This is a genomic window from Streptococcus sp. FSL E2-3494, assembly GCF_038007085.1.
Lineage (GTDB): Bacteria > Bacillota > Bacilli > Lactobacillales > Streptococcaceae > Streptococcus > Streptococcus thermophilus.
In genome coordinates this window covers 538081-561920 of sequence record NZ_JBBOWN010000001.1, presented here as the reverse complement: position 1 = coordinate 561920, position 23840 = coordinate 538081, and the positions used below count along the sequence as shown (strand labels likewise).

Here is a 23840-nt window from a genome sequence, read left to right as displayed (position 1 = left end):
GTCGTAAATCAGTAGATAACTTCAGAAAAATTATACTCTTTTTCTTGAGGAATTTTCAAGCCACCAACCTATAATCCAGCCAAGAACTAAAAGATAATTTTCAAGTGCACCAATAGCGTTGACTGAGTGACGGTATTGAAGATAGCTAAGGAAATGATTAGTCCCAATCCCAAGACCTCCAATAATCAAAGCCATTAGAACAGCTCTCATATAAAACCAATCGTACTTGAGATTAACAGTAATCAGGATGACAAGAACTGTTACGTTCCAAATACCAATCTCCCTCTGCCATCCGACAGAAATGCCGTAACCCGAATGACTTCCCATATAAGTTGGGAAGAATAGCTGAAAAATAATAGCACCAGTCATGGCGAGTATGACGAGGATAAAAAGGACTCTTAAGAATTTGTTCATGGGGTAACTCCTAAAATCTATTTATAATAAACTTCTTGACTAGTCTAACACAAATATTGCAAATAAAGAACCAACCTTTCGGCTGGTTCTTTATTTATCAATCTTCTTTCAACTTAGCCAATTCTTGGGCAAGTAACTTGAGGGCTACTTGTGGGTTTGCTTGGCCTTTAGTTGCTTTCATGAGGAAGCCTGTGAAGGCCTTGTCAGCATTACGTTTACCTGACTTGAAGTCGGCTATGGCTGCTTCATTATCTGCAAAGACTTGGTGGATGATTGGAATCAAGACTTCAGGATCTGAAATCTGTACCAATCCAGCTTTTTCGACGTATTCACGCGCACCGCCACCGTTTTTCGCCAAATGAACGAATACTTTCTTGGCAATCTTAGATGAGATGGTGCCATCTTCGATGATAGCAATCATTTCTACCAAGTTTTCGGGTGTCAATTGGATTTCTTCAAGCGTTTTGCCTTCTGCGTTCAAGAACTGAGCGACTTCACCTTGAAGCCAGTTAGAGACTTGTTTGGCGTCTCCACCAAGGGCTACGGCTGCTTCAAAGAAGTCAGAAGTAACCTTCGTAGCTGTCAATTGGTTGGCATCATAGTCAGACAAACCAAGCTCTGCCACATAGCGAGCACGGCGGTCTTTTGGAAATTCTGGTAACTCCGTACGCATTTCCTCAATCCACTCATCTGAGATTTCAAACAATGGAAGGTCTGGTTCTGGGAAGTAACGGTAATCTGCTGCTCCTTCTTTGACACGCATAAGGATTGTGCTCTTGCTGGCTTCATCATAACGGCGTGTTTCTTGACGAATGACACCACCTGAGCGCAAGATTTTCGCTTGACGTTGCACTTCGTATTCAAGACCTTTGCGGACATTCGAGAAGGAGTTCAAGTTTTTCAACTCCGTCTTGGTACCAAATTCCTCTTGACCATATGGACGAAGGGAAATATTGGCATCCACACGCATAGATCCTTCTTCCATCTTGACATCAGAAATGCCTGTGTATTGGATGACTTCTTTGAGAGCTGTCAAATAAGCGTAGGCTTCTTCAGGAGAACGCATATCGGCTTCAGATACAATCTCGATCAATGGCACCCCTTGACGGTTAAGGTCAACATAAGAGAAACCGTCTGTTCCATGCGTGTTCTTACCGGCATCTTCTTCCAAGTGAGCCCGTTCAATCCTGATTTTCTTAGTTGTTCCGTCTTCCAATTGCACTTCAATCCAACCGTTATAACCGATTGGCTCGTCAAATTGCGAAATTTGGTAGGCTTTTGGATTATCAGGATAGAAGTAGTTCTTACGGTCAAAGTGCATGTGCTGGTGGATATCCATATTCAGCGCCAAAGCGGCCTTGATTCCAGCGTCCACAACACCCTTGTTCAAGACAGGAAGTACCCCTGGGAAAGACCAGTCGATCACATTAGTATTGGTATTTTGCTCGTTCCCAAAGTGAGCAGAGGTTGGTGAGAAAATTTTTGAGTTTGTATTCAATTCAACGTGGACTTCAAGTCCGATGACTGTTTCAAAGTTCATTAATTGTCACCTCCAAAAATCACGGGTTGTTGCTTATGGTAATCCGTTGTAGCTTCAAAAGCAGCTGCAGCTTGATAGATGGTCTCTTCAGAATACTTAGGACCAATCAACTGCAAACCAACTGGAAGACCTTGCGCAAAACCTGCAGGAATCGAAATCCCTGGAAGACCTGCCAAGTTAACTGGAGTGGTCAACAAGTCCGCCAAGTACATGGCAACAGGATCATGATTGAGCGTATCCAAATCGAAAGCTACGCTTGGAGCTGTAGGACCAAGGATGAGATCGTAATCCGCAAAGACTTTTTCGAAGTCTTGGATGATGAGGGTACGAACTTGACCAGCTTTCTTGTAGTAAGCATCGTAGTAACCAGATGACAAACTAAAGGTACCCAGCATGATACGACGTTTGACTTCATCACCAAAGCCTTGGCTACGAGTGTTTACGTAGATGTCATCCAAGTTCTTGGCATCTTCCGCACGGAAACCATAGCGAATGCCATCGAAACGTTGCAAGTTTGAAGAGGCTTCAGATGAAGCAATGATGTAGTAGACAGCAACCCCGTATTTAGAATGAGGCAGGCTGACTTCCTCGACTGTTGCTCCCAATTTTTCAAAGTGCTTAGCCGCATCGAGGATGGTTTCTTTAACTTCTGGGTCAATCCCTTCCCCAAGGTATTCCTTAGGAAGAGCAATCTTCATGCCTTTGATGTCTTGACCAATCTTAGAAGTAAAATCGGCTATGCGGACTGGCGCAGATGTTGAATCCTTAGCATCTTCACTGGCAATAACATTGAGCAATTGGGCATTTTCCTTAACAGTTTGTGAGAACGTACCAATCTGGTCAAGTGAGCTACCAAAAGCAATGAGACCGAAACGAGAAACCGTTCCGTAAGTTGGCTTAAGGCCAACAATCCCGTTAAAGGCAGCCGGTTGGCGGATAGAGCCACCTGTATCTGAACCAAGAGACAAACGGACTTGACCTGAAGCTACAGCTGCTGCCGAACCACTAGATGACCCACCAGGAACCTTGCTGTGATCCCAAGCATTCTTGGTTGATCCATAGTAAGAAGTCTCACCAGATCCACCCATGGCAAATTCATCCATGTTAGTTTTCCCGATGACAATCATATCTTTAGCTTTGGCATTAGCAACCGCTGTCGCATCAAAAATAGGCTCGTAGTTATAGAGCATTTTTGAGGCCGCAGTCGTCAAAATGCCGTCAGTAGAGATATTGTCTTTGACAGCGAATGGAATCCCTGACAGGAGGTTGTCAGCATCGATTCCTTTTTTGTCAATGGCCTTAGCTTGTGCAAGGGCAGCTTCTTCTGCTACTGTCACAAAGGCATTGACTGCTTCTTCACGCGCCTTGATATCGTCAATGGTCGCTTGTGTCAATTCGGTTGCTGAAATTTCCTTAGAGACAAGGAGATTGTGCAAGTCTTCAATGGTTTTATTGTTGAATGACATTAGGCATCTCCTCCATCTTCTAGGATAGCTGGTACTTTGATGTAGTAATTGTCTTTTTCAGGTACATTTTTAAACAAACGGTCACGGTCAGTCCCTTTTTCAGCAACATCCGGACGCAGTACAGTCTTGCGGTCCGCCATGGTCGTTGTTGGGGCAACACCAGTTGTGTCCACTTCTTCCAACAATTCCACCATATCAACAATCTTCGATAAGGTTGTCGCAAACTCAGCTGTCTCTTCTGGAGAGAATTTCAATTTTGAAAGATTGGCAACGTGGGTTACCTCTTCTTGCGTAATTTTCATCTTGCTTCCTTTCGTGAAATGATGATTTTTCAATACCCTCTATTTTACCATAATTTAGCCTAATTTGCTGGGAGGATAAAAAAACTGTAGCAACTTTTTTGTCACTACAGTTTACCAATATACAGCTTTTTCAAAACAGTTATCGTATGGGTATCAAGAGCTTTCTCCAGGCTTCTAACATTTCTGGTTCAAATAATGTTTTGCCAGGTCGTATGAGGCTTGGTACATAGACTCAAGATCACTTTCTAAGGCAAATAAAATCTTATCGGCCATCTGAGAAACAAGTAAATCCTCATCCATAGTCTCGCTATAAGGGACCAGATACCCATTCTCAGCATCTTTGATGAAGATTTTGCTCTTTTTGATGGGCAAGAGCAACAGCTCTAATGCCAAATCCGTTTAAATCTACTTCAAAAAGTGGTAACAAATCCTGCGTGAAAATCATATCACAGTCTAAATATAAAACGCGATTTTCTTGAACAAACTCAGGAATCACATAACGGAAAAAAAGTCGTATAATGAATATACGTACTCGGAAGCGAAAATTGTTTAAAGCTTTCTGCAGACATACGGCAATTGAGAATTTCCGAATCAATAGCAGCCAAACGACTATTCATAAGGGAAAACTAATCTGTCGGTAAATTCTCATTTAGCACATAAATTTTCCACTACCCTTGGTGTGCACGTAAAGACTAAAGATCCAGCTCTAACTTTTCCATATAGAGATGGCTCTGCTATAAATACAACTGATTTTTTACCCAAATTTTCTCCATCTCAAACTTTAATAAGAATATCATTTTTAGAAAACATTACAATTTCTACCCCTTACAAAAAAGCCAGTCCAAAGGCTGACTTCAATCGGAGATCAATTTTCTTTCAGTGCTTGCTAGATTCGTAAAATTGAACCCAGACTAGCACACAGCTCAAATCCACTATTCTACAGAGGCACCGTTACTTGCGATAACTTCTTTGTACCAGTTAAATGATTTTTTCTTAGAGCTTTTAAGGCTACCATTACCATCATTGTCGCGGTCTATATAGATGAAACCATAACGTTTTTTCATTTCACCAGTTCCGGCAGAAACAAGATCGATACAACCCCAGGTTGTGTATCCCCAAAGTTCTACACCATCTTCATTGATGGCATCCCTCATGGTATTAATGTGGGCTGCCAAGTAGTCAATACGATAATCGTCTTCAACATAACCATTTTCATCTGGTGTATCCACAGCACCAATCCCATTCTCAACGATAAACATCGGTTTCTGGTAACGATCCCAAATAGCATTGAGGGTAATACGAAGGCCTAGTGGGTCAATTTCCCAACCCCACTCTGAAGATTCTAAATATGGATTTTTAATAGGGGCAAAGATATTGCCGGCAGTCTTTTCATTAACTTCTGGATCACCTGAAGCCACACGACTTGAATAATAAGAGAAGAAAATGAAATCAACAGTATGCTCTTTGAGAAGCTCCAAATCTTCTTCAGTCATCTCAAGCTTAATACCATCACGCTCCCACTGCTTTTTAGCATAATTTGGATACTCTCCACGATCCTGGACATCAATGAAGAAATAGTTACTACGATCTTCTTGCATGGCTGCCCAGTAGTCACGTGGGTGGGCTGTATTTGGATAATACTGACCGGCTGCCAACATACAACCAACCTTATTTTCAGGATCAATCTCGTGAGCCAACTTAGTCGCCATAGCTGAAGCTACCAAATCTTGGTGAGCTGCTTGGTATTTAACCTGCTCCTCATTCTCACCCTCTTCAAAACAGATCCCTGCTCCCATAAATGGTGCATGGAGAATCATGTTAATTTCGTTAAAAGTGAGCCAGTACTTAACCAAACCTTTATAACGTGTGAAAAGGGTACGGCAAAGATTTTCATAGAAACCAAGAATCTTACGATTACGCCATCCACCATACTCTGTAATCAAGTGCATTGGACAATCAAAGTGCGTAATAGTTACTAAGGGTTCGATGCCATGTTTGTGACATTCCTTGAATAGGTCCTCGTAAAAAGCTAGCCCAACTTCATTTGGCTCAGCCTCATCACCCTTAGGAAAAATACGAGACCAAGCAATAGAAAGTCGATAAGTCTTAAAGCCCATTTCACCAAAGAGAGCAGTATTTTCCTTGTAACGGTGGTACATATCAATGCTTTCCTTAGCAGGATAAGAATAACCATCCTCAAAATCAAACATCTTGCGACGTCCAGTAATAATCGAAAGGCGATCCTCACCAATCGGTACCACATCAACATTGGCTAACCCACGCCCATCAGCATCATAGGCACCTTCACATTGGTTGGCTGCTGTAGCACCACCCCCACAAAAAATCCGTCAGGAAACGTTAATTTTTTAGTCATTATTCTGCCTCTTATATATTTCGACTTAATATAGTAATAGTATACAATAGCCTGTAATCCTTTTCTTATAGTAAACTACGGAAAACTGATACTATCCTATGATTTCAGACAAAGAATTGAGAGTAGGATAACTTCCTACTCTCGATGATGACTTATTTCCAATTTTCTTCTAAAAATTGGTGACGAATAGTGCTACTCTGCGCATAACGTTCAGGATTAGTCTTATAAAATCCCTGATGGTAAGCTTCGGCTTCGTAGAAAGTCTCCGCAGGTTCAATCTTTGTCACGATTGGACGGTCAAAACGTCCTGAGGCTTGAAGATTAGCCTTAGATTGTTCAGCAATTTTCTTTTGACGCTCATCAAAATAATAAATCACAGGACGGTAATTATCACCACGATCCTCAAATTGTCCAAAAGCATCCGTCGGATCGGTCTGTGCCCAATAAATTTCGACTAAATCAGCAAAAGAAATAATTTCTGGATCAAAGATAATCTCCACTGCCTCGGTGTGCCCCGTCGTTTTACGACATACCTCCTCGTAAGTTGGGTTTGGTACATGTCCTCCAGTATAACCAGAGCGAACAGATAGAATACCTTCTTGCTCCTCAAAAGGTTGCACCATGCACCAGAAGCACCCTCCGGCAAAAATAGCTCTTTCCATAGCGTCCTCTCTTACCAAACTGGTTCATCCAAACCTTGAGATGATTTCTTGATGATTCCTTTGACTTCGTCAGTATGATAAGCCTTGATAACTTTCTTGATAGCATCAGCCTTATCTGATTTTTCCCAACCTTTTTGGGCTACAAGTAGATTGTACCATTGCTTGGTATTTTTACTAGCAGGCTCTACGTAGATAGCTGTCTTAGGATCAATACCAGCCTCTGTAACGAAGTCATTATTAATAATGGCCGCATCGACAGAATCAATGTTGGCAGCTGTCTGAGCAGCATCAACTTCTCTGATATTTAAATTCTTGCTATTTTCACTAACATCAGTCAACTTAGCCTTGTCATTTGCACCTACACTAAGTTTAATCAAGCCAGCAGACTGCAAGAGATTAAGGGCACGACTTTCATTAACGGCATCATTTGGAATGGCAATCGTAGCACCTTCTGGCAACTCTTTAATATCCTTATACTTGTTCTTACCACCCTCTGTACCAGAATAGACACGGAAAGCTGTGAAATAAGTCTCAGCAATTGGTACCAAGTCAGTCTTATGATCCGAGTTCCAGTTATCAAGGAAATTATAGTGTTGGAAAGCATTAATATCAATATCACCATTATTGAGGGCTACGTTTGGTTGAGAATAGTCCGTAAACTCGCTAAACTTAAGTGTAATTCCCTCTTTTTTCAAGATTTCTTCGATCTTATCCCAGCGTGCTTGTTCAGACTCACTCTTAGCCATGGTCCCTACTCGAACCACCGTCTGATCCTTAGCAGCATCCTTACCACAAGCTGCCAAAATACCTACAGAAGCAACAGCGATAGCCACAAAACCTAATAATCGTTTTATTTTCATCATTTTTCTCCTCTCAGATGAATCAATGCCTTTAGTCTAACACGAATATATCCGCTTGACTAATTCATATTCTTAATCAGTTGATAGAGAGGAATTATCAAAAAAAGAGTAAGAACCAACTCTTACTCTACAATTGTCGCTCCAAGAACATTTTTAAAATGCCCAATGGCAAAATCATGTGCTTCTGTCGTCAAGGAGGCTGTTGCACTCTCTACCACCTCGATATCATAGCCCAAATTATAAGCATCAATAGCCGTATGTAACACACAAATATCTGTTAAAACTCCCGTCAAAACGACTGTTGTCACACGACGCTCACGCAAACGAATATCCAAATCTGTTCCTGAAAAAGCTGAATAGTGACGTTTGTCCATCCAAAAGACACGATGATCATCCTTGATGGCATCATATACACCAGCCAACTTACCATAAAGTTCTCGCCCAGCTGTCCCTGCAATATTGTGAGGCGGAAAGAGTTTAGTCTCAGGATGGAAAGTATCCCCCTCATCATGTCGGTCCATAGCCACAAAGATATAATCTCCATTGTCATAGGCTTCTTGCGTTACCTGAGCAATGCGATCTTCAATGGCTTGGGCAGGCTTACCAGCCGTCAACTTCCCATCATCTGCTACAAAGTCATAAGAGTAATCAATTGAAATCAATGCTTTTGTCATATTACCTTCTCCTTTTAAAAAAAGTGGGGCAGCCTCAACCTACCTCACTTCTATTCAATGTTTTATTCGTATTCTTTCAATTTGTCGTAGATACCTTCGTTAAGGACTTTAAGGTAAGTACCTTTCATACCAAGCGAACGACTTTCAATAATACCAGCTGATTCTAATTTACGAAGAGCATTAACAATAACAGAACGAGTGATTCCGATACGGTCCGCGATAACAGAGGCTGTCAAACGACCTTCTAAACCGTCCAACTCATTCAAGATAGCTGAAACTGCCTTGATTTCTGAGTAAGACAATGTATTAATAGCCATATTAATAGCTGTTTGTTTACGAATCGTTTCTTCCAAGTTTTCTGTTTGAAGATGCAACAATTGCAAACCAACTACTGTAGATGCAATCTCAACCAAGATAAGGTCGTCGTCCACAAAATCATGGTCGTTACGCCAAATAATGAAAGAACCAAGACGCATACCACCACCATAGATTGGTGCAATTGTAGTCAAACCGTCAGGGAAATCATCTTTTAATTCCACTGGGAAGATGGTCAAGTCACTGTCAATACCGATATTTTCTTGAGTATCATAAACACGGCTGATACCACGTATGTATTCCTCTGGAAGTTGTTTAGCTTTAAAAAACTCTTCCACACGGTCATTGTTGGTTTTGTATTTCATAGCAAAACCAAGGAGAGCACCTCCACCATTTACAATAGCAGCATTACAATCAATAATATCTGCCAACTGAGCAGCCATGTTGTTGTATGGAAGATCTCCTTCCAAACTATCTACTGAGCGTTGCAAGATAGAAGTAATTTTACGTGTTTTATCAAGCAAATTTGCCATTTTTATTGTCTTCACTTTCTATTTATAATCTTAATAATCACAGGTCCTGTACCAAGCATATCCGTTAAGATCCGCTAGCACTATCATTATAGCATACCTGAACTAAAAATTGCAAACAATTGTCTGAAAATTATTTATTATTCTACTATTCATTATATTATGTCTTTTTTCAGGAAAAACGTTCGGATTTTAGCTAAAAACGACTCCTTTTTAAGCAAGATAAAAACCGAACAAGTCTTTTTGTCCAGTTTTCACGAATTTAGCGCTTATAATATGACAAAACACGCTCGATTTTATTTCCAAGATCAGCCAATTCTTCTACACGAGGAAGGTAGACAATACGGAAGTGGTCCGGTTCATTCCAGTTAAAGCCTTTACCTGGAACCAAGAGGACCTTTTCCTTCTTCAAAAGACGAAGACAGAACTCTTCATCATCGTCAATATCATACATGTTGCGGTCAATCTTAGGGAAGATGTAAAGACCCGCATCTGGCTTAACAGCTGTGAGTCCTGGAATATCGTTTACTGTGTTTGTAATAAACTCACGTTGTTCATAAATACGACCACCTGGAATCAGGAGCTCATCAACAGATTGGTAGCCCCCAAGTGAGGTCTGAATTACGTGTTGAGAGAGCACATTAGAGCAAAGGCGCATATTGGACAACATATCAAGCCCTTCAATATAGCCCCGAACATTCTTCTTAGGCCCAGAAAGAACCATCCAACCTACACGGAAACCACAAATACGGTGAGATTTAGAAAGACCATTCATAGATACACAGAAAACGTCTGGTGCAAGACTTGCAATAGCAATGTGCTTCTTACCATCCATAACCAAGCGGTCATAAATCTCATCCGCAAAGATAATCAAATCATTTTGGCGTGCAATATCGACAATCTGTTCAAGAACATCTTTAGGGTAAAGAGCACCTGTCGGGTTATTCGGATTGATAATAACAATAGCCTTAGTATTTGATGTAATCTTTGATTTGATATCATCAATGTCTGGATACCAGTTAGATTTTTCATCACAGACATAGTGAACAGCGTTACCGCCAGCTAGACTGACACAGGCTGTCCAAAGAGGATAGTCTGGCATTGGAACCAAGACTTCATCACCATCATCAAGCAAGGCCTGCATAGACATGGGAATCATCTCTGACACACCGTTACCAATATAGATATCATCGATGTCTACATTTGGGAAACCCTTAAGCTGGCAATACTGCATAATAGCCTTACGAGCTGAGAAAATCCCCTTACTATCTGAATACCCCTCACTGTTACGAACATTCATAATTAAGTCACGAATGACTTCATCTGGTGCTGTAAAACCAAATTCCGCAGGATTTCCTGTGTTCAGACGGAGAATTTTTTCACCTTTGGCAATCATACGGTTGGCCTCATCCAAAACTGGACCACGAATATCATAGGCAACGTGTTCCAACTTTGATGATTTATCAAATGTTTTCATAGGTAAATCCTTTCAAAAGATACTAAAGCAGATACATCTAGTAGAAAATAAGAAAATTCAACACCTGATGGGGATTTTTACTTTCATTGACACCATCTTAGACCTAGCCGTTTGGCATCATTTCTGAAGATTTATCTTCCTCATTGATTATCTCGTTTCTTACGAAGCTAATAACAGATTGTATTATACCTCTTTTTCAGACAATATTCAATTTTTAGATAAGGTCAAACTCTTCCCATTACTGATAGTATCGTAAAGTAAGCAGTCAAAAAAGATTTCAGAAAACCCATAACAACATTTTCATTTTCAAGATTAAAGGAGTATAATAAAACTAAAGATAGGAGGTAGAGCTTATGTCTCAACAATATAAACATATTATGGTAGCCATCGACGGTTCTCACGAATCAGAGCTGGCCTTTCTCAAAGGTGTGCACGTTGCAAAACGTAATAACGCACAGTTACTTTTAGTACACGTTATCGATACACGCGCCCTTCAAAGCATTATGACTTTCGACTCTTATATCTATGAAAAACTAGAAGACGAGGCTAAAGCTGTATTGGCTAACTATGAACGTCAAGCCAGAGAAGCTGGTTTAACTAAGATTCGCAAAGTTATTGAGTTCGGTAATCCTAAGAGCCTTTTGGCTGTTGATATCCCTGATAAGGAAAATGTTGACCTTATTATGATTGGTGCCACTGGTCTCAATACTTTTGAGCGTTTGCTTATCGGTTCATCTTCTGAGTACATTCTCCGTCACGCAAAAGTTGACTTGCTCGTTGTTCGTGATTCTGAAAAAACGCTATAGTCACCTCTCACAAGCACCTACGGTGCTTTTCTCATATAATAGATTGTAAAATATAGTGCAACAAAAAAACTCATAGCGTTTCATTGGTGTAAACTGTAAGTAACGAAACAAACAGAACCCGAGGAAAAACTATAAGCTACTCCCAGCTTACCATAACCGACTGAATAAAGATAGAAACCTATAAAACCATCTATAACTGGCTCTATACTGGTTTGATTGATCTGGATTTGAGCGTCCTTCGTCGGAAAGGAAACAGTCGACAACCCAAAGAAACAGGTGGAAGATTTAGAATTGGTACGCCAATTGCCAAACGTCCTAAGGAGGTCAGGAATCGTGAGACCTTTGGTCACTGGGAGGCTTGATACTGTGGTGTCTTCCAGAGGCAAAAACAAGGGGTGTTTAGTGGCCTTTCTAGAGCGAAAAACACGTTTTTACTTAGCTTCCAAGATACCAGATAGAACAACCAAAGCCATATTTTCAGCCATCGAACAACTTTGTAGGCTATTTCCAAAAGAGACTCTTATAACTTTCACTTCAGACAGGGGAAAAGAGTTTGCATGCTATCCTCTGGTAGAGAGGAAGCAATGAGAACGCAAATGGCTTACTAAGAGGATATTTCCCAAAGAAAACAGATTTAGCTACTATCTCTGATAAGGTTTTGAACAAGGCCTTAGATGATATCAATCATCGACCACGAAAATGTTTAGCTTACAGAACTGTTTGTGAATCTCTAGAGGATGAGTTCGAGTAAATGTTGCACTTATTCTTGTGATTTATCATATAAAAAGAACTGAGTTGTTAATCTCGGTTCTTTTTCTTGTTCTATTTTTCAGACGTTGCTGATTCAGACACAGCTTCTGACTCTGAAGTTGCTTGGCTTTCTTCTACCAAGGCTTCGCTAGCAGATTGACTAGAGGCACTTGCTTGCTCCAAAGCAAGACTAGTTGAAAGGCTCTCGCGTTCTGCTTCCTGACTAAGGCTTGCTTCAACAATCATCAGTTCCTTTTGACGTTTTGTTTCACGAAGATACTCACGTTCTTCTTGCTCTTCTTGACGTCGTCTTTCTTGCTCACGTCTTTGAGCTTTCTGACGTTCACGCTTAGCATGGCGTTTTTGCGTCTCATCAATCAAGACCTTAGTATTATCTTTAATTCGCATTAATTTGACAAGTCGAACCAAAAGTCTCCATACAAACACAATGACTGACTCCACAAAGAGAAGAAGCTCAACCAGAATAACTCCCAACAAGCTCCAAGCCATGAAAAGCGTTATCAATAATTGTGTGGAAATCTTCTTCAAGTCACCCAAATGATTGTTGTAAATATTGAGGGTCTCAAGGAAAAGATCTAAGATTCCTTGTAAGAGATGAGACTTAACAGATTTATCTCCCTCAAGGCTCAAGTCCATTTGAACTTCCGCCGGAGTAACCACTGTCAACTCTCCATCTTGATAGACCTCAACACGATCCCCTAAATTTATATCAAAATCAAAAAGAGCACGATCTATTTTTTCAAGCGCCCATCGGGATGACTAAGGTAAACAAAGTCATCATCAATTTTTAAAATACGAAACATAATTACCTGCTTTTTATTGCTTCCTAAATAATAACAAAATAAAAAAGCTCTTGTTGAGAGCTTATTCTTTAATCCAAGGTTTTAACCCCGATACGATTCTTATACTCTTGATAAGTTTCCGTATGCATAAGAGCCTTAGCATTTTTAACACGATCTGCAGTTGGTGGTTTGACACCTTCCAATGGATAAGGGATGCCAAGTTCACGCCACTTGAATTCCCCCATCGTATGATATGGAAGAATTTCAAATTTATCGACATTTTTCAAGGTCTTTACAAACTCGCCGAGCTTAACCAAGTGTTCGTCAAAATCTGTCAAACCAGGTACCAAGACATGACGAATCCAGACCGGAACTTGTTTATCAGACAGATATTGAGCAAATTCCAAGATATTCTTATTAGGTTGACGGGTCACAAACTTGTGTTGTTCGGGGTCAATCTCTTTGATATCCAGTAGAACCAAGTCAGTTACAGCCAAAAGTTTGTCGACAACTTCATGATACTCTGGAGTATTACGATAAGACAAGCCACACGTATCAAGCGTACAGTGAATCCCTAACTTCTTAGCCTCTGTAAAGAGGGCAGTGACAAAATCAATCTGAAGCATGGCTTCACCACCTGATACAGTGATTCCACCATGCTCACCCCAGAAATGACGGAAGCGAAGAGCCTCTTCTAAGACATCTTCAACTGTACGTTCAACAGCCTTATTTGACTTCATGGCCCAAGTATCTGGGTTATGACAATATTGGCAACGCAGCTTACAGCCTTGCATAAACACAATAAAACGGATACCAGGACCATCTACGGATCCGAAACTTTCGGTTGAATGAACAAGTCCAGTCACCTGACTGTAATCAATTTCTGCCATGTCAGCCTCCTTGAAAAACGATTTTTACACTTTTTATTATACCTCTTTTATCAGAAACATGCTCCATGTCTATCTAATTTAAGATAAAAGTTATACTATAATACATCTAAAATTACTATATAACTATACTATACCAGAAGAAGAAAGGGAAAAACTGGATTCTTCCGGTTTTTTATTATCTATACTATTAGGCACGTTTCTTGAATACCAATAAAACTGCAAGAACAAGGAAGAATGTTCCTACAAGCGTCAATATTACAGTTGATACTTTACCAGTCAATGTACCGTCAGCATTCACTTTGAATCCTGTACTTATGGAACAACAAGACTTGTTGTACCGTCATTATTGGCAACAACAAGCTGACTATTTTGTTTAGAAGGGATTGTTTGACCAGGTGCCGTTATAGCTGGTGCTGCTGGTGTTACAATAGCAACAGGTCAACCATTAACGTTGACTGAAGGAACTTCAGGTGATTGAGGTCCTCACTTGTATTTGTATCTGTATCAGTTTTTGGCTGCATAAGAACAGTATCATTGTCGCAATGCCGGCATCTGCAAAAGAAGTTACTGGTAGAAAGTCTCCTAGAGTAAGGGTGAGTAAAAGTAAGCTACTATGTATAGAATATAGAGATTTTTTAGAAGCTATTAAGATTCTCCTTTATCATTTATCAGTTAATTTATATTCTGTCATAAAAAGTAATAGAAAGGCGTTTTAATCAAAATATTATTTATTTTTATTCTTAGTCTACCATAATTTCAAAACCCGTTTAAATTACTTCAAAAAAATGTCGTAGGTCAATAATAACTAGATGTTTTATTTTTATAATAAAGCATAGCATAGAGGTTATCATATATTTTTAATCTAATTATATATTAAAAAATATTTATCAAAAAGATAATAAAAAGCACTTTCAATCCAAAGGAAAGAAGGCGCTCAATTATCATTATCTTACTTTTTAGCTCTAGTCTTTTTTAATCTAAAGCTGGTGAATTCTATTCTCCTGCTTCTTCTGGAGCAGCTGTGATGATTACCTTAAGTTTGGTTACGCGACCATCCTTAACCTTATCGTTAATAAATTCAAGACGTTTGTCCTTGTTGATAACTTCGTAATGTTCCTTGACTTCTTGAGTGGGAATTGCTCCTACACCAGTCAAATAATAGCCTGCGATAGTGTCAACATCATCACTTTCAAGCTCTGTGTCAAAGTGTTCATTGAAGTCATTAAGAGTCATAGATCCTTCAACAATATAGGTATTCTCTCCTATTTCACGAACTTCCACACTAGCTTTATCTGTTTCGTCATCAATTTCACCGACGATTTCTTCCAAAAGATCCTCGAAGGTCACCAGACCAGCCACACCACCATATTCATCAAGTAAGATAGCCATTTGATTATTGGTGTTACGAAAGGCTGCCAAGAGGTCGTCAACGAAAATTGTTTCTGGAACAAAGAGGGGCTCATTCATGATACGGCGAAGATTAACATTCTCAAAACCGAGCTCATAAGCCGCTTTAAGGAGGTTTTTGGTATGGATTACACCGATAATCTTATCCTTATTATCTTCGTAGACAGGGATACGAGAGAAGCTTTGCTTTAGAATGGCTTGGATATTTTCCTGAGTATCGTCTTCAATATCTATCATGAAGGCATCTGTACGAGGAACCATGACTTCACGCGCCATTAATTCATCAAGAGAAAAGATACCTTGAAGCATTTCGATTTCTTCAGCTTCAAGTGTATCCTCACTCTTGGTCAACATGTACTCAATCTCATCACGTGTCATCGGCTCATCCGCATCATCAAAAGTCATAGGTGTCAAACGAGACAAGAGGTTGGTTGATGCCGAAAGAATCCATACAAAGGGACTGACAATCTTACCAGTTACAATAATGACAGGTGCTGAGTAGATGGCCAGATTTTCCTTTAGGTTCATGGCAATACGCTTAGGATAAAGCTCACCAAAAACGATAGAAATGTAAGTCAAGACCACCAAAGATACCACGCTACCTGCTGTTTTAGCCCAAGCTACGTTACCAAACCAGGTCGCTATAACTGCTCCTAGGGAAGCAGAGAGACTGGCCCCTTGCAAAAGACCGATAAAAGTAATTCCAACCTGAATAGTTGATAAGAAGTTATTGGGATTTTCAAGAACCTTGAGCAGGCGAATAAATTTCTTGTCGCCTTCTTCAGCCTTTTGTTCCACACGTGAACGGTTTAGTGATACTAAAGCCATCTCAGACGCTGAGAAAAAGGCCGAAAGTAAGGTTAAAATTAGTAATAAAATAAATTGAAATAATAAGGACTGACCGCTAGAGTCTTCCATTTTTTCTTCTCCTCTAAAAAAAATTCTGACTTTCATTATATCACAATTTTCCAATATAGGTTCCTATTTTATGCTATAATTAGAGTAATTTATCATCGAAGGAGAGACTTATGTCACTTATACGCTTAGAAAATGTCAGCTTGGCTCGCCAAGGAAAAACACTCTTGTCCAATCTTAACTGGTCAGTTGAAAAAGGCCAGACCTGGGCTATCCTTGGACTTAATGGTGCAGGAAAATCAACACTTCTACGCTTATTGACAGCTGAGTTCTTTCCTTCCGAAGGTCATGCTGAAATACTTGGCTATACCTTTGGTAATGGAGACATCACGGGTCTTCGCAAACATATCGGTATTGTCAGTTTCTTCATCACTGAGCGTCTGCCTAAGCATATGACTGCAGAAAAAATCGTCCTTACTGGTAAATACAAGAGCTCAATCCTCTACAGGGCATATGGGGATAAGGAGTTGCAAGAAGCCAAGGACATGCTGACCTCACTTGGTGCTGGGGATTTGATAGGTCGTAAATACCATGGCCTCTCTCAAGGAGAAAAACAAATTTGTTTGATTGCTCGCAGTCTCATGGAAGATCCTGACATCATTATTCTTGATGAAGCGACTGTTGGCTTGGACCTATTTGCTCGTGAAAAACTCTTGCGTCAGATTGATCGTATCACCTCGCTTCCTCATGCTCCACTGGTTCTTTACGTCACTCACCACGCTGAGGAAATCACTGAAAACATGGACCATATTCTCCTACTCCGTCAAGGAAAAATCGTAGCACAAGGACCCAAAAATGATGTCATCACACCAGAAGTCTTAGCTGACTTCTATCAAAATCCTGTTCAAATTATTCCAATTGACGACCATCGTTTTTACATTAACCCTCTTTTATAGAGATCAGTCATAAAGTAGCTTGATTTAGGGCTAATTTACGAACAACATTAAAGAAACAAGTCCCCTAGACTATAAGTCTGGGGGATTTGTTCTTTCATCATTACTTCTTTTTTATTTGAGATACGCTATACAAAATTAAGGCTGGAAGGACAAGGTGTTCTATAGACGTTTTTGAATAAAATAAATTGTGCAGCGACTATATATAAACAGATTTTGTCAGAGGTTTTACTGTGTGAGGAAATCTTTTGACTTTTACCGATTCAATAACAAAACAGTTCTTTTTTGACCGAATAAATTCTAAGATTAACCACATAGACATATGATATTGTCCGATGGCCGCTCTTTCCAGTTGTCTTATTAATCTTCTTTACAATTGAGAATTTCATGAAAAAAGATTATAAGTCTAGCCTCATTAGTGCCTTGATTGGGCTGATGATTGCTAATGCAATCTATGACCTACTCCCTATTCCCTATTCCTACCGAAACTCTGATTGTTTCCGGTATCCTAGTAGGCCTAGGGATTGGGCTATCTCTTTCCTGACCACGATAATTAAAAAAGCAAACATTAAAAGAAGCCAAATTAATAACTTAGCTTCTTTTTCTACTCTAAATTCTTTCTTAAGCTCCCCTTCGGGCTAGATTGATCATATCATATATCAAAGTATTGCTTGTTTCTTTGAGAGAATAGTTCTCCAAAGTATTGACTTCCTTACGAAGCTGTCTGGCATAACGACTAGAAATACGCCCAGCTTGTTCATATTCGATGATAATCTTACGTTCCAAAAAATAGCCTCGCAACATTTCGTCAACATAGTCTGGATTTAAGTGAGTGATAACCCGCTCGACAAAGGCTCCAGATTGAATAATTTCAGCCTCTCGAATCCGACTGCGTTTCAAATAAGACAAAAGATCTGAATTATAGACACCTTCCAGATTACTCAAGGCTTCCAAAACCTGCTCAGTATTTGTTAAATAAAGCTCAGTCATATGATCACGATTTTCCTCGGTCAATCGAGGACCTTGCCTATTCTCCTCTTGTTCAAATCGAAACTTGAAGGTAAAAGCTAGGTGCAAAATTCTACGAAGACCAAGAACGAAAACAGCAGAGGCATAAGAGAGACTAGAAACAAAACCACGGTTGATACGGCGCTCCAAGCCTTTGATATAACGTTGGTATAGATTGTATTCGAGTTCTGAAATCTTCCCCTTCTTGTAGGCATATTCCAAACCCTCACTCTCGATTTCCATAATCATGATACGGATATTAGCTAACTCTTCCTTGATATCATTTGATTCCTGCTCCAAGATTAAATCTTCCAAACGTTGGTTATAGTTGTCAATGGTAGCATAAACAGCTCCTTGATTTGCAGACTGCTTCAGGTCTTTTTCTAGCTCTCTTACCACATCATTAAGAATAGCAATCTGCATGTAATGGTTGGTCGTATGTGCTGGTCCGGTAGCTAACCTAGGTAGAATTAAAATACCTATCAAGAAGCTCAATAGTGTAACACCCGCTACTGTAAAGGTCAAGAGACTGTGTTCTAGCGCAGTCATATTAGCAACCGGAAGTAAAAGGATTGTTGCAATCGAAACCGTTCCTTTTACGCCAGAAAAAGTCAAAATCGTAGCAACCTTCCATATTTTTTTCAGTGACCGTTTGGTCCGCCAAGCTCTTTGGGCAAGCACTGCACTAATCATGACAAAACGAATTCCAAACATGATCGCTGTTAACAAGACTATGGCAAGAAGCATCCAAAGCGTATCATAAGTACTGCTAGACAGTACTGGGGTTGCTAAGGTTGGTAGTTCCGTCCCCAGAAGGAAAAAGACCATACCATTAAGAACAAAGGTAATGGTTCCCCAAATCGTATGGGAGACACTATCCAATTTGGCATCAAATACGGTGATTTTTTGAAACGGCTAGCAAGCGAAATCCCTGCTACAACAACAGCAATAATTCCAGAGACATGTATTTCCTCAGCTACAAAGTAAGAGGAAATCGGTAGCACTAACTCTAGTAAGAGTGCACCTGTGACATCTGCTGCATCCATATTATCTAAAATGGTCAAAAAAAGACGATTCAATAGAGCTGTAATCAAGCCAACCAAAAAACCACCAATTACAGAGATAACCAAATTCCAGCTCGCGTCCAGGAGGGAGAAGGATCCCGTTGTCAAAGCCGTTACTGCTACCCGAAAGGCGACCAAGCCAGAGGCATCATTTAGCAAACCCTCTCCCTGCAGAATATAGCTAATCCACTTTGGAAAACTGAAGCGTTTGGAGATAGCGGAATAGGCAACAAAATCCGTTGGACCAAGAGCGGCACCGAGGGCTAGACAGGCAGACAAGGGCACCGAAGCAGGCAAGACGGCCTTAGCAAGATAGCCGATTCCTAGCGTAGAGACGAAGATGACTGGAAAAATCAAAAACAGAATGAGCTTCCAGTTACGTAGAATACTGGTAATGTCACTCTCTTCGCCCTCACGAAAAAGCAAGGGAGCAATAATAAACGCTAGAAAAAGTTCCGTTTCAAGCTCAAAAACTTCCCCCTTAAGAAGAAAACCAATACCCACTCCAAAAATAATTTGAATCAAAGGTAGGGGAAGTCGTGGAAAAATGCGGTTGATAACGTTCGATAAGATTAAGCTAAGCAGAAGAACAAGCAAAGCTAATGATAAATGCATAGTTTCTCTTAACCTTCCTTATGACAACAGTTAGAAAATAGTTCTTTTTGCTTGCGAATTTTTTTATCAATGGCAGTCACGTCTTCCTTAGCTAAAAGTTTATGGCAACGTTCAACCTCAAGACTGGCTAGTTTCTTCTTGATTTTCGTCGTTTTGCAATTGTAAACCGTTTTTAAGTTATCTTCAGCACTCTGCTTGTCTATATATTTGGCCTGCATATCTGCAAGTTTTTCTTTAATATCTGTAATCATTGTAATTTCTCCAACATCACCAAAAATGGCGGGGTATTAATTTGATTGATAGGTTGATACAGCATGGCTGTAAAAACACGCTGGTCTAAACCAATCACATACTCAAGAACAGCATCCTTCTCCATATCACCACCATCATGACCGTAGTAAATCATAATAGCTAGGCGACCACCCACCTCTAAGCGGTCAAGAATCTTCTCAATAGCTTCAAGGGTCGTGTGAGGTTTGGTGATGACACTCTTGTCTGCAGATGGTAGATAGCCTAAATTGAAAATAGCTGCTCGAATAGGCTCCCTAACATAATGGTCCAGATTTTCATGACCATCTAAAATGAGTTCCGTATTTTCAATTCCCAAGTCTGACAAGCGTTGACTGGTCTTTCCAAGCGCCTGCTCCTGTACGTCAAAAGCATAGACCTTCTTGGAAAGTCTAGCCAGAAAGGCTGTGTCATTACCATTTCCCATGGTCGCATCGACAACTATACTCTCATCGTCCAGCACTTCTGCTAGAAAGTCATGAGACATATGAATGGGACGTTTAATCATGCTTTTTCCTCCTTCTTGCTAACGACTCTTTACACCCTTGCCATGAGTCACGACGTTCCATCTCTTTGTCAATGGCATTAAGGACTTCCCACTTGTTGAGACTCCACATAGGTCCAATCAGCATATCTCGCGGTGCATCACCAGTAATCCGATGAATGACGATATCCTTAGGGATGATTTCCAACTGGTCACAGATGATTGACACATACTCTTCCTGACTCAGCAATTTAAGACCCCCTTCGTGGTAGTCTCTTTGCATACGCGTATTAGTCATCAGGTGGAGGAGATGGAGTTTAATCCCCTGAATGTCATTATCAGTCACACAACGGCGAACATTCTCCACCATCATCTCATGAGTTTCCCCCGGTAACCCATTAATTAGGTGTGATACAATTTCAGCCTTGGGCGCACGATCACGCAAGCGCTTCACCGTCTCCACATAGAGTTCATAGCTGTGTGCTCGGTTTATGAGCTCTGACGTTTCTTCATAAGTCGTCTGCAGTCCAAGTTCAACCGTTACGTGCATGCGGTCTGTGAGTTCTGCCAGATAATCAATCACATCGTCTGGCAAACAGTCAGGGCGAGTACCGATATTGATCCCAACAACACCAGGCTCATTGATAGCCTGTTCGTAGCGATCCTTGATAACCTCAAGTGGTGCGTGAGTATTCGTAAAGTTTTGAAAATAAACCAGATATTTATGAACTTCTGGCCACTTGCGGTGCATAAAGTCAATCTCATGGTAAAACTGCTCACGAATCGGTGCCTCAGGAGCTACAATAGCGTCCCCAGACCCCGATACTGTACAAAAGGTACAGCCACCGTGAGCCACTGTTCCATCACGGTTGGGACAATCAAAGCCCGCATCTATAGGAAGTTTGAAAATCTTTTCGCCAAAAATCTCGCGATAGTAATCATTTACTGTTCTATAACGTTTTTTCATACAGACTATTATAACACTTTAGTCTAAAAAAGAGAGTAAGACAGAGACAAAATCATAGATTTCTGTCTGTCCTACTCTCACTTCTCATTTAGTCTTTTTCAAAAAATCAATGGCTTCTTGAGCTGTTTTAACAGGGACGATTTTCATCTTGGTCCCCAGTTTCTCGGCAGCTTCCTTGGCCTCTTGATAATTAGTCTTGGCATCCGGATCAGCCTTTTTCATTTCCTTAGTTACTAGATTATTTGGCACGAAGAAAATGTCTGCGCCACTATCAGCCGCAGATTTCACCTTGAGATAGGCCCCACCGATATCACCGACAGCCCCATCTTTTTCAATAGTTCCTGTACCAGCAATCTTGCGGCCAGCCTTGAGGTCTTGACCAGACACCTGATCGTAAATAGCCAAGGTAAACATAAGACCAGCACTTGGCCCACCGACACCATCCAGTTTAAACTTAACATTCTCAGGACTCTTGATCTCAGTATGGTCCGTTAGGCCGATACCAATACCATTTTTGCCATTGGCAATCTTAATAATCTTACCAGTAGCAGTCTTTTCTTTGCCATCTCTCATATAAGTGACCTTGACCTTTGAACCCAGCTTAAGTCCTTGAACGTATTTAATCATGTCAGTAGAATTATCAAAGGTCTTACCATTAACAGCCGTCACCGTATCAGCAATATTGAGGACACCCTTGAAGCTAGAATCATCAGCAACCTGAAGCACATAGACACCCATATACTCCAAACTAACCTCCTTACCAGCCAGAGTCAAGCCCTGATAAACCGCTTGGTTTTGAGAAGTCTCCATGTAAAATTGGTTGATGCGCATGAAATCTTCATCAGAGTAATTTCCAGTTGCCTCTTCAGCCGTTTGAAGCTTTGCAAAATCATTAAACTGAGCATAGAGCATCAAGGCCAAAGTCGCCTTGGTTTGAGCCACCGCCACAAAATTATAGGAGCCCTTAGAATCATCAGCTTTCTTATTCACTGTCAAGACTTCCTTGGTATCAAAAGCACCACCCGGAAGCTCCACATAGTAATTATTGAGCGGGAAAAAGAGGGCAAAAAGGAGGAAAAGTACCGTAAAAATACTTAATAACCGCCACTTAATACGCCACATTTTCTCTAATAGCGATTTAGATTTTGTCTTGTTTGCCACGCTTGGCCTCCACTTGCTTAACAACTGCTTGCGGAACATAGGAGCTAATGTCCCCCTCAAAATAAATCAACTCACGCACACGACTTGAAGACACCGGTGTCACCTCATGACTAGCAATCAAATAAACCGTTTCAAGTTCTGGCGCCAAACCTTTATTGAAATAGTCCATATTAGCCTCATAGTCAAAGTCTGTCGCATTGCGTAGGCCTCGAACCAGATAAGTTACACCAAGATCTCTGGCGACATCTACAGCCAGACTATCGTGGGCCGTTATGACCTTGACATTAGGAAAATCTGCCACAACCTCATCCAAGATACGCTTGCGAGTCACAACATCCCAGAAGCCCTGCTTATTTTTATTATAAAAAAGTCCTATATAGAGCTCGTTAAAGAGTTTGCTGGCTCTGACAATAATATCCATATGCCCATTTGTAATCGGATCAAAAGACCCCGTAAACATAGCAATCTTGGTCATAGCATTTCCTTTCTACAATTTCCCTACCAAAGGCTAACGCACGTAAACGGTCACCTTACTGATACCATAGGTTTTCTGCTTCCAAATCCCAAAGTTTGAAACTTCTTCAGGCAAGTCCACATCCTTATCAGTCTCACAAACCAACATCACCTCTTCAGACAAGAGCCCCTGCTCCTCTAACTGAGTAATATTGGCCACAATCTGCTCTTTCGCATAAGGCGGATCTAAGAGCACCAAGTCAAACTGACCTGTCAATTGTGTCAATGCACGCGCCGCATCCATCTTCAAAAGCTGGAACTGTTCCTCACTCTTGGTCATCTTGATATTTTCCTGAATAACAGCCTGTGCTCGACGATCCTTTTCCACGAGGACAGCAGACGACATGCCACGGCTAATAGCCTCAATAGCTAAACTACCACTCCCAGAAAAAAGATCCAAAACACGTCCTCCATCAAAGAAAGGACCAATCATATTGAAAATGGCACCCTTGACCTTGTCCGTTGTTGGACGAGTCGTTTTGCCTTCTAACGTTTTAAGCGGACGCCCGCCAAAATCACCTGCTACAACACGCAAGTCGGTCACCTCGTTTTTACTGACTTTTAGTAAGACTTCTCTATTATAACAAAAAACTACACATAGATGTTACTCCAAAGGAGGCTAGACTAGCTAAAGATCATCACACAAACACAAAAAACTCGAA

At 40.6% G+C, this 23840-nt stretch carries 22 protein-coding genes and 5 pseudogenes; 4 read left to right on the top strand and 23 right to left on the bottom strand.

The genetic code is table 11. The features are described from left to right. Window positions 1–30: 30 nt before the first annotated feature. The 12 genes and pseudogenes from NST05_RS02955 to NST05_RS02900 form a co-directional block, all read right to left on the bottom strand. Complete coding sequence (locus NST05_RS02955) at window positions 31–414, bottom strand: hypothetical protein (protein WP_084829058.1); 384 nt, start codon at window positions 412–414, stop codon at window positions 31–33. A gap of 97 nt (window positions 415–511) precedes the next feature. Continuing rightward, window positions 512–1954, bottom strand: coding sequence for an Asp-tRNA(Asn)/Glu-tRNA(Gln) amidotransferase subunit GatB (gene gatB / locus NST05_RS02950; RefSeq protein ID WP_084829059.1), 1443 nt, complete (start codon window positions 1952–1954; stop codon window positions 512–514). Then, window positions 1954–3420 (bottom strand): Asp-tRNA(Asn)/Glu-tRNA(Gln) amidotransferase subunit GatA, encoded by a 1467-nt coding sequence (gatA, locus tag NST05_RS02945; protein ID WP_084829060.1) that lies wholly within the window; start codon window positions 3418–3420, stop codon window positions 1954–1956. The genes gatB and gatA overlap by 1 nt, the downstream gene beginning before the upstream one ends. Beyond that, window positions 3420–3722 (bottom strand): Asp-tRNA(Asn)/Glu-tRNA(Gln) amidotransferase subunit GatC, encoded by a 303-nt coding sequence (gatC, locus tag NST05_RS02940; RefSeq protein ID WP_002884769.1) that lies wholly within the window; start codon window positions 3720–3722, stop codon window positions 3420–3422. The genes gatA and gatC overlap by 1 nt, the downstream gene beginning before the upstream one ends. A 174-nt stretch (window positions 3723–3896) precedes the next feature. Beyond that, complete coding sequence (locus tag NST05_RS02935; RefSeq protein WP_014621899.1) at window positions 3897–4115, bottom strand: glycosyl transferase; 219 nt, start codon at window positions 4113–4115, stop codon at window positions 3897–3899. Beyond that, on the bottom strand, window positions 4054–4218 hold the full coding sequence (locus NST05_RS02930) for a glycosyltransferase (protein WP_231838381.1): 165 nt from the start codon (window positions 4216–4218) through the stop codon (window positions 4054–4056). Before NST05_RS02930 ends, NST05_RS02935 begins: the two co-directional genes overlap by 62 nt. A gap of 436 nt (window positions 4219–4654) precedes the next feature. Further along, window positions 4655–6096 (bottom strand): annotated as a pseudogene (locus tag NST05_RS02925) (6-phospho-beta-glucosidase). A 152-nt stretch (window positions 6097–6248) separates the two neighbouring features. Further along, window positions 6249–6758 carry a peptide-methionine (S)-S-oxide reductase MsrA gene (gene msrA, locus NST05_RS02920; RefSeq protein WP_024703984.1) on the bottom strand — a complete coding sequence of 170 codons (510 nt, stop codon included), beginning with the start codon at window positions 6756–6758 and terminating at the stop codon, window positions 6249–6251. Window positions 6759–6769: 11 nt separating this feature from the next. After that, window positions 6770–7618, bottom strand: coding sequence for a MetQ/NlpA family ABC transporter substrate-binding protein (locus NST05_RS02915; RefSeq protein WP_041828318.1), 849 nt, complete (start codon window positions 7616–7618; stop codon window positions 6770–6772). 122 nt (window positions 7619–7740) lie between these two features. After that, window positions 7741–8292, bottom strand: a complete 552-nt coding sequence (locus tag NST05_RS02910) for a cysteine hydrolase family protein (RefSeq protein WP_002946999.1) — start codon at window positions 8290–8292, stop codon at window positions 7741–7743. Between the two features lie 62 nt (window positions 8293–8354). Next, window positions 8355–9140 (bottom strand): GTP-sensing pleiotropic transcriptional regulator CodY, encoded by a 786-nt coding sequence (gene codY, locus NST05_RS02905; RefSeq protein WP_084826115.1) that lies wholly within the window; start codon window positions 9138–9140, stop codon window positions 8355–8357. Window positions 9141–9399: 259 nt separating this feature from the next. Continuing rightward, window positions 9400–10614, bottom strand: coding sequence for a pyridoxal phosphate-dependent aminotransferase (locus NST05_RS02900; protein WP_002951721.1), 1215 nt, complete (start codon window positions 10612–10614; stop codon window positions 9400–9402). Window positions 10615–10967: 353 nt separating this feature from the next. Here NST05_RS02900 and NST05_RS02895 point away from each other — a divergent pair, with 353 nt between their 5' ends. Together NST05_RS02895 and NST05_RS02890 are read left to right on the top strand one after the other, a co-directional pair. Beyond that, a complete protein-coding gene (locus NST05_RS02895; protein ID WP_084826116.1) occupies window positions 10968–11420 on the top strand; it encodes a universal stress protein in 453 nt (150 codons plus the stop codon). A 176-nt stretch (window positions 11421–11596) separates the two neighbouring features. Continuing rightward, window positions 11597–12171, top strand: a pseudogene (locus tag NST05_RS02890) (IS30 family transposase); the annotation flags it as partial. A 71-nt stretch (window positions 12172–12242) separates the two neighbouring features. Here NST05_RS02890 and NST05_RS02885 read toward each other — a convergent pair. From NST05_RS02885 to NST05_RS02870, 4 genes are all read right to left on the bottom strand, one after another. After that, complete coding sequence (locus tag NST05_RS02885) at window positions 12243–12851, bottom strand: hypothetical protein (RefSeq protein WP_223899685.1); 609 nt, start codon at window positions 12849–12851, stop codon at window positions 12243–12245. A 211-nt stretch (window positions 12852–13062) separates the two neighbouring features. Then, on the bottom strand, window positions 13063–13863 hold the full coding sequence (gene pflA / locus NST05_RS02880) for a pyruvate formate-lyase-activating protein (RefSeq protein ID WP_002946980.1): 801 nt from the start codon (window positions 13861–13863) through the stop codon (window positions 13063–13065). 187 nt (window positions 13864–14050) lie between these two features. Beyond that, the gene (locus tag NST05_RS02875) at window positions 14051–14161 is read right to left on the bottom strand and encodes an LPXTG cell wall anchor domain-containing protein (protein WP_014621906.1); all 111 of its coding nucleotides are present in this window, start codon (window positions 14159–14161) and stop codon (window positions 14051–14053) included. Between the two features lie 695 nt (window positions 14162–14856). After that, window positions 14857–16188 (bottom strand): hemolysin family protein, encoded by a 1332-nt coding sequence (locus tag NST05_RS02870; RefSeq protein ID WP_024703987.1) that lies wholly within the window; start codon window positions 16186–16188, stop codon window positions 14857–14859. A gap of 110 nt (window positions 16189–16298) precedes the next feature. Here NST05_RS02870 and NST05_RS02865 point away from each other — a divergent pair, with 110 nt between their 5' ends. After that, complete coding sequence (locus NST05_RS02865) at window positions 16299–17081, top strand: ABC transporter ATP-binding protein (protein WP_084829061.1); 783 nt, start codon at window positions 16299–16301, stop codon at window positions 17079–17081. A gap of 321 nt (window positions 17082–17402) precedes the next feature. Next, a pseudogene (locus tag NST05_RS02860) lies at window positions 17403–17635 on the top strand (hypothetical protein); the annotation flags it as partial. Window positions 17636–17699: 64 nt separating this feature from the next. On the opposite strand, the pseudogene NST05_RS11035 reads toward NST05_RS02860, so the two are convergent. From NST05_RS11035 to rsmD, 7 genes and pseudogenes are all read right to left on the bottom strand, one after another. Further along, window positions 17700–19765, bottom strand: a pseudogene (locus NST05_RS11035) (cation:proton antiporter). A gap of 8 nt (window positions 19766–19773) precedes the next feature. Further along, window positions 19774–20016, bottom strand: coding sequence for a hypothetical protein (locus NST05_RS02845; RefSeq protein ID WP_011226461.1), 243 nt, complete (start codon window positions 20014–20016; stop codon window positions 19774–19776). Beyond that, window positions 20013–20561 (bottom strand): tRNA (mnm(5)s(2)U34)-methyltransferase, encoded by a 549-nt coding sequence (locus NST05_RS02840; protein ID WP_084829063.1) that lies wholly within the window; start codon window positions 20559–20561, stop codon window positions 20013–20015. Before NST05_RS02840 ends, NST05_RS02845 begins: the two co-directional genes overlap by 4 nt. Further along, entirely contained in the window at window positions 20554–21504 is a 951-nt protein-coding gene (locus tag NST05_RS02835) for a TIGR01212 family radical SAM protein (protein WP_084829064.1), read from the bottom strand. Before NST05_RS02835 ends, NST05_RS02840 begins: the two co-directional genes overlap by 8 nt. An 84-nt stretch (window positions 21505–21588) precedes the next feature. Then, window positions 21589–22665 carry a SepM family pheromone-processing serine protease gene (locus NST05_RS02830; RefSeq protein ID WP_171815041.1) on the bottom strand — a complete coding sequence of 359 codons (1077 nt, stop codon included), beginning with the start codon at window positions 22663–22665 and terminating at the stop codon, window positions 21589–21591. Then, window positions 22643–23140, bottom strand: a complete 498-nt coding sequence (coaD, locus tag NST05_RS02825; protein ID WP_084829065.1) for a pantetheine-phosphate adenylyltransferase — start codon at window positions 23138–23140, stop codon at window positions 22643–22645. Before coaD ends, NST05_RS02830 begins: the two co-directional genes overlap by 23 nt. A 33-nt stretch (window positions 23141–23173) precedes the next feature. Continuing rightward, window positions 23174–23773, bottom strand: a pseudogene (gene rsmD / locus NST05_RS02820) (16S rRNA (guanine(966)-N(2))-methyltransferase RsmD); the annotation flags it as partial. Window positions 23774–23840 lie beyond the last annotated feature (67 nt).